General features: G+C 41.9%; 15 protein-coding genes. 5 read left to right on the top strand and 10 right to left on the bottom strand.

The features are described from left to right. Window positions 1–99 precede the first annotated feature (99 nt). The 3 genes from znuC (at window position 100) to G6R09_RS07130 (ending at window position 3,850) form a co-directional block, all read left to right on the top strand. Window positions 100–864: a zinc ABC transporter ATP-binding protein ZnuC gene (gene znuC, locus G6R09_RS07140; protein WP_065166360.1), complete on the top strand. Its 765-nt coding sequence runs from the start codon at window positions 100–102 to the stop codon at window positions 862–864. After that, window positions 864–1,649, top strand: coding sequence for a zinc ABC transporter permease subunit ZnuB (gene znuB, locus G6R09_RS07135; protein WP_065166361.1), 786 nt, complete (start codon window positions 864–866; stop codon window positions 1,647–1,649). Before znuC ends, znuB begins: the two co-directional genes overlap by 1 nt. A 143-nt stretch (window positions 1,650–1,792) precedes the next feature. Next, window positions 1,793–3,850: a PhoX family phosphatase gene (locus G6R09_RS07130; RefSeq protein WP_065177292.1), complete on the top strand. Its 2,058-nt coding sequence runs from the start codon at window positions 1,793–1,795 to the stop codon at window positions 3,848–3,850. Between the two features lie 73 nt (window positions 3,851–3,923). On the opposite strand, the gene sucD is transcribed toward G6R09_RS07130, so the two are convergent. The 8 genes from sucD to sdhC form a co-directional block, all read right to left on the bottom strand. After that, the gene (gene sucD / locus G6R09_RS07125) at window positions 3,924–4,796 is read right to left on the bottom strand and encodes a succinate--CoA ligase subunit alpha (RefSeq protein WP_065166362.1); all 873 of its coding nucleotides are present in this window, start codon (window positions 4,794–4,796) and stop codon (window positions 3,924–3,926) included. Then, window positions 4,796–5,962 (bottom strand): ADP-forming succinate--CoA ligase subunit beta, encoded by a 1,167-nt coding sequence (gene sucC, locus G6R09_RS07120; protein ID WP_065166363.1) that lies wholly within the window; start codon window positions 5,960–5,962, stop codon window positions 4,796–4,798. Before sucC ends, sucD begins: the two co-directional genes overlap by 1 nt. Window positions 5,963–6,115: 153 nt before the next feature. Continuing rightward, complete coding sequence (odhB, locus tag G6R09_RS07115) at window positions 6,116–7,330, bottom strand: 2-oxoglutarate dehydrogenase complex dihydrolipoyllysine-residue succinyltransferase (RefSeq protein ID WP_065166364.1); 1,215 nt, start codon at window positions 7,328–7,330, stop codon at window positions 6,116–6,118. Window positions 7,331–7,356: 26 nt separating this feature from the next. Beyond that, a complete protein-coding gene (sucA, locus tag G6R09_RS07110; RefSeq protein WP_065166365.1) occupies window positions 7,357–10,188 on the bottom strand; it encodes a 2-oxoglutarate dehydrogenase E1 component in 2,832 nt (943 codons plus the stop codon). A 106-nt stretch (window positions 10,189–10,294) separates the two neighbouring features. Then, on the bottom strand, window positions 10,295–11,008 hold the full coding sequence (locus tag G6R09_RS07105; protein ID WP_163921428.1) for a succinate dehydrogenase iron-sulfur subunit: 714 nt from the start codon (window positions 11,006–11,008) through the stop codon (window positions 10,295–10,297). A gap of 15 nt (window positions 11,009–11,023) precedes the next feature. Further along, entirely contained in the window at window positions 11,024–12,790 is a 1,767-nt protein-coding gene (gene sdhA / locus G6R09_RS07100) for a succinate dehydrogenase flavoprotein subunit (RefSeq protein WP_065166367.1), read from the bottom strand. Continuing rightward, on the bottom strand, window positions 12,790–13,137 hold the full coding sequence (gene sdhD / locus G6R09_RS07095) for a succinate dehydrogenase, hydrophobic membrane anchor protein (RefSeq protein WP_065166368.1): 348 nt from the start codon (window positions 13,135–13,137) through the stop codon (window positions 12,790–12,792). The genes sdhA and sdhD overlap by 1 nt, the downstream gene beginning before the upstream one ends. After that, window positions 13,131–13,532, bottom strand: coding sequence for a succinate dehydrogenase cytochrome b556 subunit (sdhC, locus tag G6R09_RS07090; RefSeq protein ID WP_065166369.1), 402 nt, complete (start codon window positions 13,530–13,532; stop codon window positions 13,131–13,133). Before sdhC ends, sdhD begins: the two co-directional genes overlap by 7 nt. Window positions 13,533–13,922: 390 nt before the next feature. Here sdhC and G6R09_RS07085 point away from each other — a divergent pair, with 390 nt between their 5' ends. Beyond that, entirely contained in the window at window positions 13,923–15,212 is a 1,290-nt protein-coding gene (locus tag G6R09_RS07085) for a citrate synthase (RefSeq protein WP_163921413.1), read from the top strand. 187 nt (window positions 15,213–15,399) lie between these two features. Here the strand turns inward: G6R09_RS07085 and G6R09_RS07080 are convergent, their stop codons facing one another. Then, on the bottom strand, window positions 15,400–16,158 hold the full coding sequence (locus G6R09_RS07080) for a Nif3-like dinuclear metal center hexameric protein (RefSeq protein ID WP_065166370.1): 759 nt from the start codon (window positions 16,156–16,158) through the stop codon (window positions 15,400–15,402). 189 nt (window positions 16,159–16,347) lie between these two features. Continuing rightward, entirely contained in the window at window positions 16,348–16,551 is a 204-nt protein-coding gene (locus tag G6R09_RS07075) for a DUF2517 family protein (RefSeq protein ID WP_065166371.1), read from the bottom strand. A gap of 126 nt (window positions 16,552–16,677) precedes the next feature. Between G6R09_RS07075 and G6R09_RS07070 the strand changes: the two genes are divergently transcribed. Next, window positions 16,678–17,460: a DUF1853 family protein gene (locus G6R09_RS07070; RefSeq protein WP_163921410.1), complete on the top strand. Its 783-nt coding sequence runs from the start codon at window positions 16,678–16,680 to the stop codon at window positions 17,458–17,460. The last annotated feature ends 17 nt before the right edge of the window (window positions 17,461–17,477 follow it).

Below are 17,477 nucleotides of genomic sequence, written 5' to 3'. Positions count from 1 at the left end.
ATTGGCTATAATCAGCGCGTATTAACAGTAACACAACTATCATAGCGATGTTATAATATAACATCACAATTTTGCAAATTCTTATTTTAAGCACGCTTTATGACAACATTAGTAGAATTACAATCATTAACCGTCGCCTTTTCTGGCCGTAACGTTCTCGATAATATTGCGCTCAAATTAGAACGTGGTGAAATTACAACGCTTATTGGTCCTAATGGTGCTGGCAAATCAACACTTGTAAAAGTGATAACAGGTTTGCAAAAACCAACCTTAGGTAACGTTGTGCGTCAAAAGGGAATGCGCATTGGTTATGTACCACAAAAGCTTCATCTAAATGATACTTTGCCACTTTCTGTTGATCGATTTATGCGATTAGCGGGACGCTATTCTATTGATCAGCGACGTGAAGCACTAACCATGGTCAATGGCGCTCACTTAATCGATAGCGACATGCATCGCTTATCTGGTGGTGAGATGCAACGGGTATTATTGGCACGAGCATTATTACAAAAGCCAGATTTATTAGTGCTAGATGAACCTGTTCAAGGAGTCGATGTTACAGGTCAATTAGAACTTTATCGCCTAATTCAACAACTACGCGACTTACTTAACTGTGCTATTTTAATGGTTTCGCACGATCTTCACCTTGTAATGGCTAAAACGGATAAAGTGATCTGCTTACAACATCATATTTGTTGTTCTGGTAGCCCATTTAGTGTGACTAACCACCCTAAATATATTGCATTATTTGGTCGTCAAGCCAGTGACCAACTCGCGTTATATCAACATCAACACAACCACCAACATGATGATTCAGTAACACCATCAACATGCTGTAATAATCATCAGGATAATAAAAAATAATGATTGAATTTCTACTTCCAGCGTTAATTGCTGGTATTGGGATCGCCCTATTAGCCGGTCCTTTAGGGTCTTTTGTGGTATGGCGCAAAATGGCTTATTTTGGTGATACCCTCTCACACGCATCATTACTGGGTATTGCCTTAGGCTTTTTATTTAATATTAATTTAAATCTCGCGTTAGTTATTTGTTGTTTAGTGCTCGCGGTTATTTTAGTGACCTTACAAAAGCAACGCTATGTTGCAACCGATACTCTGCTTGGCATCTTAGCCCATAGCGCATTATCTCTTGGTTTAGTGGCAGTTAGCTTTTTAGATAATGTTCGTATCGATTTAATGTCTTATTTGTTCGGTGATTTACTGGCAGTAACCACCAATGATTTAATGTGGATTTACGGTGGTGGTGCTATCGTATTGGCGCTACTTATTTCTCTATGGCGACCGCTGCTATCAATGACAATCAGTGAAGAAATGGCACAAGTCGAAGGTGTAAACGTCGATTTAATGCGATTATTATTAATGCTGATGGTCGGTATGGTGATTGCAGTTGCAATGAAATTTGTTGGCGCATTAATTATTACGTCATTGTTAATTATTCCAGCAGCAACCGCACGCCGTTTTGCTAATAGTCCAGAATCAATGGCCGTTATTGCCTCTATCATTGGATCGATTTCAGTGGTGCTCGGCTTGGCTATGTCATGGCACTATGACACTCCAGCGGGCCCTTCTGTAGTCGTATCAGCAGCAGCATTATTTATGCTTAGCCAGCTAAAACGAACGGCACGTTAACCGTTAAAATGTGATATGGGTAGCTGACAAGATTATTTAAATATAAATGTCATAATAATAGACAAATTCTGTCACTACCCGTCTTTACTCTTTTCTTGCTCACACATTAAATCAATAATGACTGAACACAGGAAAGTAAAGCTATGAGTAAGGAAACGTTCGACCCTACCCGCTACAATACCAGCAATAACAAAGCATTTGATGATGTACTACAGGCAAGTTTGCAACGTCGAAGCCTTCTAAAAGGCGGCTTAAGTATGGGGGCAATGACTGCACTTGGTGCATTCGGTGTTGCTGGTTGTAACTCATCTAACCCTACAGAAACAGCTGCAAAGGTAGCGGATCGTTCTCAAGCTGTATTAAATTTTAATTCTATTCCAGGCTCATTAACTGACGCCGTCTCTGTTCCTTCCGGTTACACCGCACAAGTATTAGTGCCTTGGGGTACACCATTAAACGCTAGCGCCAATGCATGGAAAAACGATGGTACAAACACCAGTAGCGATCAGCTAAATGCATTAGGTATGCACCATGATGGCATGCATTTCTTTCCTTTAAACCAACAATCCACTGATGGATTACTTTGTATCAACCATGAATACATTGATCAGCAAGCGCTACACCCAAACTGGGACAAAGATGCAGAAAGAGCCAAAAATGTACGGACAGACATTGATGAAATCCGTAAAGAAATCAATGCTCATGGTATTTCTGTGGCGCGGATTAAACTTGAAAATAACCACTGGAAATTAATCGACAACGATCCACTAAATCGTCGCTATACAGGGGCAACAGTAATGGATTTATCTGGCCCAGTTGCTCATACTGAACTCACCACCACCCGTTTTTCTCCTGATGGCAGCCAAACTCGCGGTACACTTAACAACTGTGGTAACGGTTATACGCCTTGGGGGACTTACCTTACCTGTGAAGAAAACTGGCCGGGCTATTTTACTAACACTGGAACACGTACTAAAGAGCAAGATCGTATTGGTATTTCAGGCGTAGGTAAATATCTGCAAGGTCGCTATAAATGGGAAACGTTAGCTGGTCATAATGACGAACGTCTTGATGAATTTTCACGTTTTAATCTAGCACCAACAGGTAATTCATCGCTTGATGATTACCGCAATGAAGCTAATGGTCATGGCTATATTGTTGAAATTGACCCATATACTAAAAACTCACGTGCGAAAAAGCGTACTGCATTAGGCCGTTTTCGTCATGAAGGCTGTACCTTTGGCAAACTTGAAGCAGGTAAACCAGTGGTGTTCTATTCAGGTCATGACTCGCGCTTTGAGTATTTATATAAATTTGAATCAAAAGCACTATGGGATCCTGCTGATGTATCACCGTCAAACCGCTTAGATGTTGGTGATAAATACATGGATGAAGGTACTCTTTATGTCGCTCGCTTTAATGAAGATAGCACCGGAACTTGGCTACCATTAACGCTTGAAAGCCTAACAACGTCGGGCGATACTCTTGCTTCACAGTTTAATTCATTAGCAGAAATCATCGTTAATACCGCCGGCGCAGCGGACTTAGTTGGGGCAACGCCGATGGATCGCCCAGAATGGTCTGCCGTTGATCCATTTACTGGCTCGGTTTATCTCACTCTGACTAATAATACCAAACGTAAAGACAGTACTAACCCAGCTAACCCTCGCCTGAATAATAAGTTTGGTCATATTATTCGTTGGGATGAAGGTGAAACTCCTACAGTATTTAACTGGGATATCTTTGTTTTTGGCTCACCAACAAATGGCGATGAGGAGACTAACCGTTCCGGTTTAACCGACTTGAATCAATTTGCTAGCCCTGATGGTTTAGCTTTTGATGCGCGAGGCATTATGTGGATTCAAACCGATAATGGTGCCGATGAAGTTGAACAATACACCAATGATCAAATGCTTGCAGTTGTGCCATCACAATTACTGGATAAAGATAATAACCAAGCCGTGATCTCAAGTTCAAATCAAACCGAGCTAAAACGCTTCTTTGTTGGTCCAAATGGATGTGAGGTCACAGGTTTTACCATTAGCCCTGATTACAGGTCATTGTTTATCAATATTCAACACCCAGATAACTGGCCTTATAGTAATGATGCAACAGAAATAACTCCGAGTGGTACTGAGGTTCGCCCGCGCTCATCAACTGTGGTTATTCGCCGTGAAGATGGCGGTGAGATCGGTGTTTAAATTTCTGCGTTAGCAACTAACAAAAAGCCCCGCATAATTTGCAGGGCTTTGATTTTCAATAGCTAAAGATAAATTACCAGTTAGTCACTTCGCGTAATGCTTTACCAATATCAGCTAAGCTTTGCACCGTTTTAACCCCAGCCGCTTCCAATGCTGCAAATTTTTCATCAGCAGTACCTTTGCCACCAGAAATAATGGCACCAGCATGGCCCATACGTTTACCCGGAGGCGCTGTCACACCTGCGATGTAAGATACAACCGGTTTAGTGACATTATCTTTAATGTAAGCAGCCGCTTCTTCTTCTGCGGTACCACCGATTTCACCAATCATTACAATCGCTTCTGTCGCTGGATCTTTTTCAAACATTTCCAAAATATCAATGAAGTTTGAACCCGGAATGGGATCGCCACCGATACCAACACAAGTTGATTGACCAAAGCCTTCATCGGTCGTTTGTTTTACCGCTTCATAAGTTAATGTGCCTGAACGTGAAACAATACCCACTTTACCCGCTTTATGAATATGACCTGGCATAATGCCAATTTTACATTCATCAGGAGTAATAATGCCGGGACAGTTAGGGCCAATCATTCGTACACCGCTGGCATCTAAACGTACTTTAACATCCAACATATCTAAGGTTGGTATACCTTCCGTGATAGTAACAATCAGCTCAATACCAGCATCAATGGCTTCTAAAATCGCATCTTTACAAAATGGTGCCGGTACATAAATGACGGTTGCAGTCGCGCCAGTTGCTTTGACCGCATCACGAACGGTATTAAACACAGGTAAACCTAAATGAGTAGTTCCGCCTTTACCTGGTGAAACACCACCGACTAATTGAGTACCATAAGCCAGCGCTTGCTCTGAATGAAATGTACCTTGACCACCGGTAAAACCTTGGCAAATGACTTTAGTCTGTTTATTAATAAGTACTGACATTATTTACCCTCCGCGGCAGCAACGACTTTTTCTGCAGCTTCAGTTAGCGACGTCGCAGCAATAATATTGAGGCCACTATCAGCCAGTTTTGCAGCGCCAACTTCAGCATTGTTACCTTCAAGGCGCACCACTACTGGCACTTTTACACCCACTTCAGCAATCGCACCAATAATACCTTCAGCGATAAGATCACAGCGAACTATGCCACCAAAAATATTCACTAAAACGGCTTTAACATTGCTATCTGAAAGAATAATTTTGAAGGCTTCTGTCACCCGCTCTTTGGTTGCACCGCCGCCAACATCAAGGAAGTTTGCTGGCTGTCCACCATGAAGGTTAACAATATCCATGGTACCCATTGCCAACCCTGCGCCATTGACCATACAGCCAATATTACCGTCAAGAGCAACATAATTGAGTTCCCATTGTGCAGCATGGGCTTCACGCTCATCTTCTTGAGATGGATCATGCATTTGGCGCAATTTAGGCTGACGATATAATGCATTGGCATCAATATTAATTTTACCGTCCAGACACACTAATGTGCCTTCTTGAGTAATAATTAATGGATTAACTTCAAGCAATGCTAAATCACACTCAGCAAACATATTGCCAAGCCCGAGGAATATTTTAGTAAATTGCTTAACTTGATCGCCTTGCAAACCCAGTTTAAACGCTAATTCACGTCCTTGATAAGGTTGCGGGCCAACTAACGGATCAATGGCTGCTTTATGAATAAGATGCGGTGTCTCTTGTGCAACTTTTTCAATTTCCACGCCACCTTCAGTCGATGCCATGAAAACAATACGCTGCGAACTACGATCAACAACTGCACCAAGATATAATTCATTGGCAATACTTGAAGCCGCCTCTACCAACACTTTGGTAACCGGTTGACCTGCAGCATCCGTCTGGTAAGTCACTAAGTTCTTACCCAACCAATGTTGCGCAAATTGTTTAATGCCTTCTTTATTGTCATGTAATTCAACACCGCCAGCCTTTCCTCGACCACCAGCATGAACCTGACATTTTACAACCCATTTTTCACCGCCAATTTTACCTGCCGCTTCTGCCGCTTCTTGTGGGGTATCACAAGCATAGCCTTCAGGCACAGGTAAACCATATTCGGCGAATAGTTGTTTTGCTTGATACTCGTGCAAATTCATAATGTTCTATCCGTTTTTATCCCTTTGGGACTTGTTAAATCCATTTGAGATATTCTTTGATATCTCTTCATCATTGTCCGTGTTTACTGTTCCCTTTGCAGAGAAGAAAGTTAACCGAATAATGAGCATTTACTCGGCTAACTCTTTTGGTACTTATACGTCCAATAATAGACGTGTTGGATCTTCAAGTAGCTCTTTAATTGTGACTAAATAGCCAACAGACTCACGACCATCAACTAAACGATGATCATAAGAAAGTGCCAGATACATCATAGGTAGAATTTCAACTTGACCATTAACTGCCATTGGGCGGTCTTGAATTTTATGCATACCTAAAATTGCCGCTTGTGGTGGGTTAATAATCGGCGTCGACATTAACGATCCAAACACACCACCATTGGTGATAGTAAAGTTACCGCCAATAAGATCATCAACAGTTAACTTGCCATCACGGCCTTTAATTGCCAAGTCACGAATGCCCTTTTCAATTTCAGCCAGACTTAACTTATCACAATCTCGTAACACAGGGGTAACTAAACCGCGTGGTGTTGAGACAGCAATACTGATATCAAAAAAGTTATGATAAACAATATCATCACCATCAATTGATGCATTGACTTCTGGATAACGCTTCAATGCTTCAACAACAGCCTTAACATAAAACGACATAAAACCAAGACGAATACCATGGCGCTGCTCAAACACATCTTTATATTGCTTACGCAGATCCATGATTGGTTTCATGTTAACTTCATTAAATGTCGTTAACATAGCGGTGCTATTTTTAGCTTCTAACAAACGCTCAGCAACACGTTTACGTAAACGTGTCATCGGTACTCGTTTTTCACTGCGATGCGCTAACGGCGGCTCAATTTGAGTATCAACACTCTTAGTGACAACTGGCGCTTCAACTGCTTGTTTCAAATAACTATCGACATCTTCACGCGTGATTCGACCACCCACACCTGTGCCTTTCACTTTCTCAGCGGCTACACCATGCTCACTTAATAAACGGCGAACAGCTGGACTTAACGCTTCACTATTTTCTTCATTTAACGAAGCGGTATTGCGTTTGTTAGGTGACGATTCAGCATCAGCCAATACCGCAGAGGTTGGCTCTCCAGCAACAGCATTGACTTTTATTTTGCCAATCAACTGCTTGGTTAGTACCGTTGTACCTTCAATTTCAAAGATAGCTTCTAGCACCCCATCTTCAGGGGCTGGTACTTCAAGTACAACTTTATCCGTTTCAATATCAACCAAGACCTCATCACGAGAAACAGTATCGCCTGGTTGTTTATGCCATGTGGCTACAGTTGCATCGGCAACAGATTCCGGAAGATCTGGAACCAGAATTTCGATTGTCATATCGGTATTGTCCTTTTGTTCTCGTTCTAATTATTAGAATGGTCTTGAGATTCAATAGTTAATGCGTCTTCAACTAACGCTTTTTGTTGTTTCAAATGTACAGACATATAGCCTACAGCTGGTGATGCTGATGCTGGCCGTCCGGCATAACGTAAAAGCGATCCTGCAGGTAGTGCAGAATAGAAATTATGCTGGCTAGAATACCATGCACCTTGATTTTGAGGCTCTTCCTGACACCATACAAAATCAGTAACATGGCTATAATCAGCAATCGCAGCTTCAACATCTTCTTTTGGAAACGGATATAACTGCTCAATACGCACAATAGCGACATCGGTTTGTTCATTTTTACGACGTTGCTCTAATAAGTCGTAATACACTTTACCGGAGCAGAACACCACTCGCTTCACCTGTTGTGCTGGCAGTTCATCAACCTCACCAATTGCTGCTAAGAAAGTGCCATTAGCAAGTTCATCTAATGTCGATGTACATAACGGATGACGTAATAACGACTTTGGCGACATCACAATTAATGGACGACGCATTGGGCGTACAACTTGGCGACGAATCATATGGTAAACTTGCGCTGGCGTTGATGGCACCACCACTTGCATGTTTTGCTCGGCACATAATTGTAAATAACGCTCAAGACGTGCAGATGAGTGCTCTGGACCTTGGCCTTCATAACCGTGTGGCAATAGCATGGTTAAGCCACACATACGGCCCCACTTTTGCTCACCAGAACTAATAAATTGGTCGACTACCACTTGTGCACCATTGGCAAAATCACCAAATTGCGCTTCCCAAATCGTTAATCCACTTGGCTCTGCCGTTGCATAACCATATTCAAATGCTAATACCGCTTCTTCCGATAACACCGAATCAATCACTTCAAATGGCCCTTGACCATTATGAATGTGAGTTAATGGAATATAGGTACTGGCATCTTGTTGGTTATGTAACACGGCGTGGCGATGGAAAAATGTTCCTCGACCTGAATCTTGACCTGTAATACGAATACGATGACCATCATCAACCAATGTTGCATAAGCTAAATTCTCAGCCATGCCCCAATCAAAGGCTTTTTCACCGGCAATCATCGCTAAACGGTCGGTATAGATTTTTTGAACGCGGCTTTGCAACTGATGACTGGTTGGATACTGACACAAGCGCGTGCCTAGCTCTTGTAAACGCTGCTCGTCAACTTTACTCTTCCAATCAACAGTCCAATCGTGGCCTAAGTATGGTGCCCAATCAACCGAGTGCAGTTTCATTGGTCGCCATTCTTTAACTACACACTCACCACGATCTAATGCATCACGGTATTCATTAACCAAACCGGTGGCGACATCTAACCCAAATGCACCGATTTCAGTTAAATAATCAGCATATAATTTACGTGGTGTTGGATGTTTTTTGATTTTTTGATACATCAACGGTTGAGTCGCATTAGGCTCATCAGCTTCGTTGTGGCCATGACGGCGATAACACACTAAATCAATCACCACATCACGTTTAAACTCATGGCGGTAATCAAATGCAAGTCGAGTTACAAAAGCAACCGCTTGTGGATCATCAGCATTAACGTGGAAAATCGGTGCCTGTACCATTTTTGCGATATCAGTACAGTATTCTGTTGAGCGAGTATCTTGAGGATTTGAAGTGGTGAAGCCAACTTGGTTATTGATAACAATACGTACCGTACCGCCAACGCTATAACCTCGCGCTTGCGACATATTAAAGGTTTCAGCAACAACACCTTGGCCAGCTATTGCAGAGTCACCATGAATGGTAATCGGTAATACTTTATCACCAGTATCATCACCTAAACGATCTTGACGAGCACGTACAGAGCCAACGACTACTGGATTCACAATTTCAAGGTGTGATGGGTTAAAGGCTAAAGCTAAATGAACATCACCACCAGGGGTTGCAAAATCAGCTGAGAAACCTTGGTGATATTTCACATCACCCGTACCCCAACTTTCACCGTGTTTACCTGCAAACTCATCAAATAAATCTTGCGGCTTTTTACCTAACACGTTGACTAACATATTTAGGCGGCCACGGTGAGCCATGCCAACCACAACTTCACGTACACCTTGTGAACCCGCATGACGAATTAACTCTTTCATCATTGGAATCATGGCATCGCCACCTTCTAATGAGAAACGTTTTGCGCCCGGGAATTTAGCGCCTAAATAACGCTCAAGACCTTCTGCTGCGGTTAATTCATCAAGAAAACACAATTGCTCATCGGCAGTAAACGAACCTGTGCCCATGACTGATTCAAGCCGTTGTTGAATCCAGCGCTTTTCCTCAGTATCAGTAATATGCATATACTCAGCACCAATTGACCCACAGTAGGTCTTTTTAAGTGCTGCGTATATTTCACTGAGTTTCATGGTCTCTTGACCAATCGCAAATGAACCGACATTAAATGTTTCATTGAAATCATCAGCGGTTAGCGAATGGAATTCAGGATCGAGATCAGCAACATGATCACGTTGCCATAATCCTAATGGATCAAGATTAGCATTTTGATGACCACGAAAACGGTAAGCATTAATCAGCTGTAATACTTTTACTTGCTTTGCATCAACATCAGGATCGTTGACGACGGCACTTAAAAAATTGGTTTCTTTTGCTAAACGTCGAAAGTAATCACGCACACGAGAATGGGGTTGCTCAATAACTACGTCATTAACAACCGGCAGATCGACAAATACCTCTCGCCATTGGGTATCAACTAACTCTGGATCGCTAAGATACAACTCGTAAAGATCTTCTATATAAGTTGCGTTGGCGCCAGCTAAATGTGAAGACTCAAGCCATGCCTTCATAACGCTATTCTGCATTATTTTCCCTTAACTACTAATTTATCGCCATTGGCATCGGTCTAATACCGAGCATTCCCGTTAGCGAGCCTGCAAACTGCATCGACTCACTAACATATCGATATTTTTAAACTGCTCGTTTAAGCAGCATAGATTTTATGTGTCCAATCGCTTTGGTAGGATTTAATCCCTTCGGACAGACATTTACACAGTTCATTATGCCATGGCAACGAAAAACACTAAATGCATCATCAAGATCAGATAATCGTTCATCGGTTGCAGTATCACGGCTATCAATTAACCATCGATAAGCCGCTAATAAGCCAGCAGGGCCAATAAATTTATCTGGGTTCCACCAAAATGATGGGCATGCTGTCGAACAACAAGCACACATAATACATTCGTATAGTCCATCTAACTGCGCGCGATCTTCCGGCGCTTGCAAATTTTCTCTTGCAGGCGGCAATGTCGCATCATCAATTAAAAAAGGTTTTACTTTCGCATAGTTACTATAAAACTGTTCCATATCAATGATTAAATCACGAATCACCGGCAATCCAGGTAATGGACGAATCACAATGGTATCGCTGGTCATTAGCGCAGATAACGGCGTAATACATGCTAAGCCGTTTTTACCGTTCATATTAATACCATCAGAGCCACATACACCCTCACGGCAAGAACGTCGGAAAGACAAACTTGCATCTTGTTCTTTAAGCAAAATTAACGCATCTAACACCATCATATCTGAGCCATCAGCCACATCAAGCTGATAGCCTTTCATGTGCGGAGCATCATCAACATCAGGGTTATAACGGTAAATTGAAAAATTCAGTTTCATCGTTGTTGTCTCCCGTTAGTAAACACGCGCTTTAGGCGGAAATGCTTCACGATGAATCGGCGTCATATTGACATCACGTTTTGTCATCGCTTCCGTTTCAGGATTATAAATCGAATGGCATAACCAATTAGCATCATCGCGTTCAGGGAAATCAAACCGAGCATGCGCACCACGGCTCTCTGTGCGGTAATTTGCAGCAATAGCCGTTGCCATTGCTGTTTCCATCAAGTTATCTAATTCTAAACATTCAATTCGCTGAGTATTAAACTCTGTTGAGGTGTCATCCAATCGCGCATGCTGTAAACGTTCACGAATCGCTTTAAGCTCTTCTAGCCCTGCAGCCATTGCCTCCCCCTCTCTAAATACCGAGAAGTTATTTTGCATGCAGGCTTGCAGATCTTTACGAATTTGAACGGGGTCTTCACCTTCTTGGGTATTATTCCAACGATTAAGACGCGCAAGAGAAGCTTCAATATCGGCTTCAGTGGCTGGCGTTGCTTCTGCTTGAGCTGCTAAGGTTTCGCCAAGGTGTAAGCCGGTTGCACGACCAAACACCACTAAATCAAGTAGCGAATTACCTCCTAAGCGGTTGGCACCATGCACAGATACTGAGGCGATTTCACCACAAGCAAATAGGCCTTGAACTTCTTCATCTATGCCAGCTGCATTTTGTTTTAATGCTTGGCCTGACACTTGAGTCGGTACGCCGCCCATCATGTAGTGACACGTAGGAATAACCGGAATCGGCTCTTTAACAGGATCGATATGAGCAAAGGTGCGCGAAAGCTCACAAATACCAGGTAGACGTGATTCAAGTACGTCTTTACCTAAATGATCAAGTTTTAACTTCAAGTGTGGACCCCATGGACCATCACACCCGCGTCCTTCACGGATTTCAACCATCATCGAGCGTGCTACCACATCACGTCCGGCTAAATCTTTCGCGTTAGGTGCGTAACGCTCCATAAAGCGCTCACCATCTTTATTTAATAAATAACCACCCTCACCGCGACAACCTTCGGTAACTAATACACCGGCACCTGCAATACCTGTAGGGTGGAATTGCCACATTTCCATGTCTTGCATTGGTACACCAGCACGCAGTGCCATGCCGACGCCATCACCAGTATTGATATGAGCATTAGTGGTTGATGCATAAATACGACCAGCACCGCCGGTTGCTAGAATAGTCGCTTTAGCTTTGAAGTAGCACACTTCGCCTGTTTCCATGCACAACGCGGTGCAGCCTAAAATAGCTCCCTCTGAATTTTTAACGAGATCAAGCGCATACCACTCAGAAAATATTGTGGTTTTATGCTTAATATTTTGCTGATAAAGGGTATGTAACAACGCATGACCTGTACGGTCTGCCGCCGCTGCAGTACGCGCGGCTTGCTCACCACCAAATTCTTTTGACTGGCCACCAAATGGACGTTGGTAAATACTACCGTCATCAAATCGAGAAAAAGGTAATCCCATTTTTTCAAGTTCAATCACAGACTTAGGACCATTTTCACACATGTACTCAATCGCATTCTGATCACCAATATAATCAGAACCTTTGACGGTGTCATACATATGCCACTGCCAGTTATCGGGATGTGAATTACCTAATGCTACAGTGATCCCCCCTTGTGCAGATACCGTATGAGAACGGGTTGGGAATACTTTTGATAGCAAGGCACATTTTAAGCCCTGCTCTGATATTTGGAGTGCAGCACGCATCCCTGCACCACCAGCGCCGATAACAACAGCGTCAAATTCACGAACAGCAATGCTCACTACACACCCCACACAATCAAGAAACCTGAAAATAGGTAAATAAATAAAATCGCGACAATTAAAAACTGAAAGCACGCTCTTAACGCGGCGTGTTTTATATAGTCAGTCAATACTTGCCATAAGCCAATCCACGCATGAATTAAAATCGATCCTAAAGCTAGCAGAGTAAAAACTTGGGTCGTTAGCTGTCCAAAAAAGTCTTGCCACGATGAGAAAGTTATTTCTGGGCCAAAAGCAAAAAAACCCACTAGATAAATGGTGTACAAGGTCAGAATAATGGCTGTTGCACGAATTAAAATAAAATCATGTACGCCATTACGTCCAACAGAAGAAACATTGGCTACCATACTAATACTCCTGAAAATACCGATAATATTGCCACAATGACAAAACTTACCTTGGTACTAGCAAGGCCCGTTTCCATTTCTTCAAAATAGCCAAGATCCATCAATAAATGACGAATACCAAGGACGATATGATAAAACAGAGCGGTTAGAATCCCCCACAGCACAAATTTCACTACCCAACTATTGGTAATACTGGCTGCGGTAGCGAAACCTTCGGGGGAAGACAATGATAAGTTCAATAGCCACAATAAAATGGCAATAGAGACGAACGTAATCACGCCAGAAATTCGGTGGAGAATCGACGCTATCGCTGTTAAAGGAAAGCGTATTGTTTGTAGGTCGAGGTTGACGGGTCTAGGCTTCTTTACTTTCACATTTTGCTCACTCAGCTTCATTGAAGCATTTTATTTTTTTATTAAACTCTTTGATTGTTTCTATAGTGAGCTATCAAGAAACCGTTTTAAAAATGCTGCGCTATCATTAAAAGCAAAGTGTTGAGCAATATAATCGCTTTGTCTTTCAACCGCATTCCCATCGCAGTTTATTAACAACATGTCATCTATATCATAACCAAATGTCAAACAACTATACCTAGCGTAACATTCAAAAACAAACTTACCTACATGACATTAAACACAAACTTCACAAAAATAACACAAATATAGAAAAGTTATTAACAAGCGCACATTGATGAACACAAAAATTGACAATTGGCTCACCTAGCGGTACAACAAATATACATCCGCTTCGGATTCAGGATTATACAAATAACAAAGGAGATTGTTATGGCAGATAAGAAAGCTACTCTTCATATAGAAGGGAAAGCACCTATCGAACTGCCGATTATCGAGGGCTCAGAGGGCCAAGATGTAATCGATGTGCGAAAACTAGGCGCAAACGGTTTTTTTACATTTGATCCAGGTTTTCTAGCAACTGCCTCATGTGAATCTCAAATCACGTATATTGATGGCGATAAAGGAATTCTGCTACATCGTGGTTTTCCTATCGATCAATTAGCCAATAATGCTGATTACTTAGAAGTTTGTTACGTTCTCCTTTATGGTGAAGTACCAACACGTGCTGAATACGAAAAATTTCGCACCACAGTTACCCGTCATACTATGGTTCATGAGCAAATTGCCAGTTTCTTCCATGGCTTTCGCCGTGATGCTCACCCTATGGCAATTATGTGTGGCGTGGTCGGTGCATTATCAGCGTTCTATCATGATTCATTAGATATTAATAATGATCTTCACCGTGAAATAACGGCGTTTAGGCTACTATCAAAAATGCCAACATTGGCTGCAATGTGTCATAAATACACCACCGGCCAGCCATTTATTTACCCGCGAAATGACCTAGATTATGCAGAGAATTTCTTGCATATGATGTTTGCTACACCATGTGAAGAATATGAAGTTAGCCCGGTAGTCTCGCGTGCAATGGACAAAATTTTCACTCTTCATGCTGATCACGAGCAAAATGCATCCACCTCAACGGTGCGCTTAGCGGGCTCTTCTGGCGCCAACCCATTTGCTTGTATTGCAGCGGGTATTGCTTCACTTTGGGGTCCTGCACACGGTGGTGCTAATGAAGCCTGCCTCAAAATGCTGGAAGAAATTGGTAGCGTAGAAAATATTCCTGAGTTTATTGAACGTGCCAAAGATAAAGATGACCCATTCCGCCTAATGGGCTTTGGTCATCGGGTATATAAAAACTACGACCCACGTGCAACGGTTATGCGTGAAGCATGCCACGAAGTGCTTGAAGAGCTTAAAATTGATGATCCATTGCTTGATGTTGCTATGGAGCTTGAGCGTATTGCGCTGTCAGATGAATACTTTGTCAGTAAGAAGCTTTACCCAAATGTTGATTTCTATTCAGGTATTATTCTTAAAGCAATTGGTATTCCGGTATCAATGTTTACGGTTATTTTTGCAATGTCACGTGTGATTGGCTGGATTGCGCATTGGAATGAAATGCACAGTGATCCAACCAACCGAATTGGTCGTCCACGTCAACTATATACCGGTTATTCACAACGTGAGTTTAAGCCACTTTACGAACGAGAGTAACTGAGATTCGAGGTTCGAGGTTCGAGGTTCGAGGTTCGAGGTTCGAGGTTCGAGGTTCGAGGTTCGAGGTTCGAGGTTCGAGGTTCGAGGTTCGAGGTTCGAGAAAATAAAAAGGTTGAGACCAAAGCTCAACCTTTTTTATTATTTAAAACAAAAATATAACTATCAATCTCATCAGAGTAATTAGTTATACTGGATTATCAATATCAATAAACTCAACCGTCATACCATGCTGTTGTGCTAACCACTCACCGAGTGCTTTCACACCATAACGCTCTGTTGCATGATGCCCTGCTGCAAAATAATGGATGCCTAATTCACGCGCAATATGGGTTGTACGCTCTGATACTTCACCTGAAATAAATGCATCGCAGCCTTGCTGTACTGCAAGTTCAATATAATCTTGACCACCACCAGTACACCAACCCACTTTCTTGATTAACGCTGGTGCATTGTCACCAATATGCAATGGTTCACGTTGTAATGCCATTGCAATTCGTGCTGCAAATTCTTCGCCTGTTAGGGGCGTATCAAGATCACCATAAATCGCAATCGAACGTGGATTACCAACTTCTAACCCGCCGATAACACTCAAACCTAAACGCTGTGCTAATTGAACGTTATTACCTACCTGTAAGTGAACATCAAGTGGCAAATGGTAAGCGTAGAGATTAATACCGTTTTCAATTAACGCCTTAATGCGACGATATTTCATGCCGCGTATTTCAGCAGCCTCACCTTTCCAGAAAAAGCCATGGTGAACTAAAATAGCATCAGCATCTTCAGCAATAGCAGCATCAATCAGAGCTTGGCAAGCTGTCACACCCGTAATAACCTTGGTTATCTCAGTCTTACCTTCTACTTGTAACCCATTAGGACAATAATCTTTAATCAACTGTGGTGATAGATAGTCATTCAATAAAGCTTCTAATGTCAGGTTATTCATCGTGCATCCTTTTTTAAATAACGTCATGTTATTGATTCAACAACACCCTATATTCAAAAAATATCAGCCTTTAATGACAATCTCAATCAACAAAACCAATCAAGTACTAACTCATGCATGATATGGAATACAAAAAAAGCCGCCATCGGCAGCTTTTTCAACAAGATATTGTCATACTCAATCAAATCACTAGCGGCGCTGAGTACCACAATCAAGTCGTGATAACCACAATGGTTTAGTGCTAGTCTGTGACCAACAACGGTACATATAACTGGTTAACCGTGTACGTTTATTCACAGGCATACAAAGCAGGACCGGCAAACACACTAATCCTAATAAAACCGTATAAACACGACGAGAAATAATATTCGCCATTGAAAACTGCGTGTACATTGCTAACTCCTGACCCGATAAACCTGGTGATACTTTAATCCAATAAATGAAAGAATACTACAGAAATCAGGTCAATCATTAGTCAAAAACAGAAAAGAAAACGTTTACCTTGAGAGGTGTGTCAATATGTTACAAAAAGACGGTGTTAATCATCAAACCAATGCCGATTTTAATGCGCTACTCATAATGCCCAATATTGTCACAAGCTGTTATTACAGTATCAGTGATCACTGGTTGCAAAATTTTTCCAAACGGGCAGTTATTCCAACCAATGTCAGTTATCACGGTAACACTCGATTAGGTTTTTATTATCAGTGGTTATGGCAGCAGTTAATTATCCATCATCCCGATTACAGTCTTATTGGTGAAGAGATCCAATTGCAATCACAGCAAACTGTCGGTGCGATTGATTTTTTAGTCCATAATCATCGCAGCAATGAAATAGAACATTGGGAAGTGGCGATTAAATTTTATCTCAGCTTTGAACATCAATGGCCTGGTCCTAATGCTAAAGATAATTTAGATAAAAAAGTGAATCGAATGGTTGATCATCAGCTTCAACTTACCGACCATGCTGCATTTCAGAGTCTCAATTATCCATACCCAGGCCAACGCCGATTAATTATGCAAGGACGGTTATTTACGGCTTGGCCCGATTCACACTCAGGCTCAGGTATGCCTATAAATCCTACCAGCTTTAAAGGCCGTTGGTGCTATTGCTCGCAAGCAACAACATTAAATTTAAAAATACTTGAAAAACGCCAATGGATAGCACCACCGTTATTTTCTCAACTTATCACATCTCTTAATATTGCAGAGGTTAAAGTACCAACTCAAGCAATAGACCAAGATAATCAAGTGTGGTTTATCGTACCCAATCATTGGCCACAGCATAATCACCAGCTATAAAAAAACGCCCGAGTTCA

It is taken from the genome of Photobacterium sp. Alg240-V54 (genome assembly GCF_900537155.1).
Lineage (GTDB): Bacteria > Pseudomonadota > Gammaproteobacteria > Enterobacterales > Vibrionaceae > Photobacterium.
This window is presented reverse-complemented; position numbering and strand designations above follow the sequence as displayed.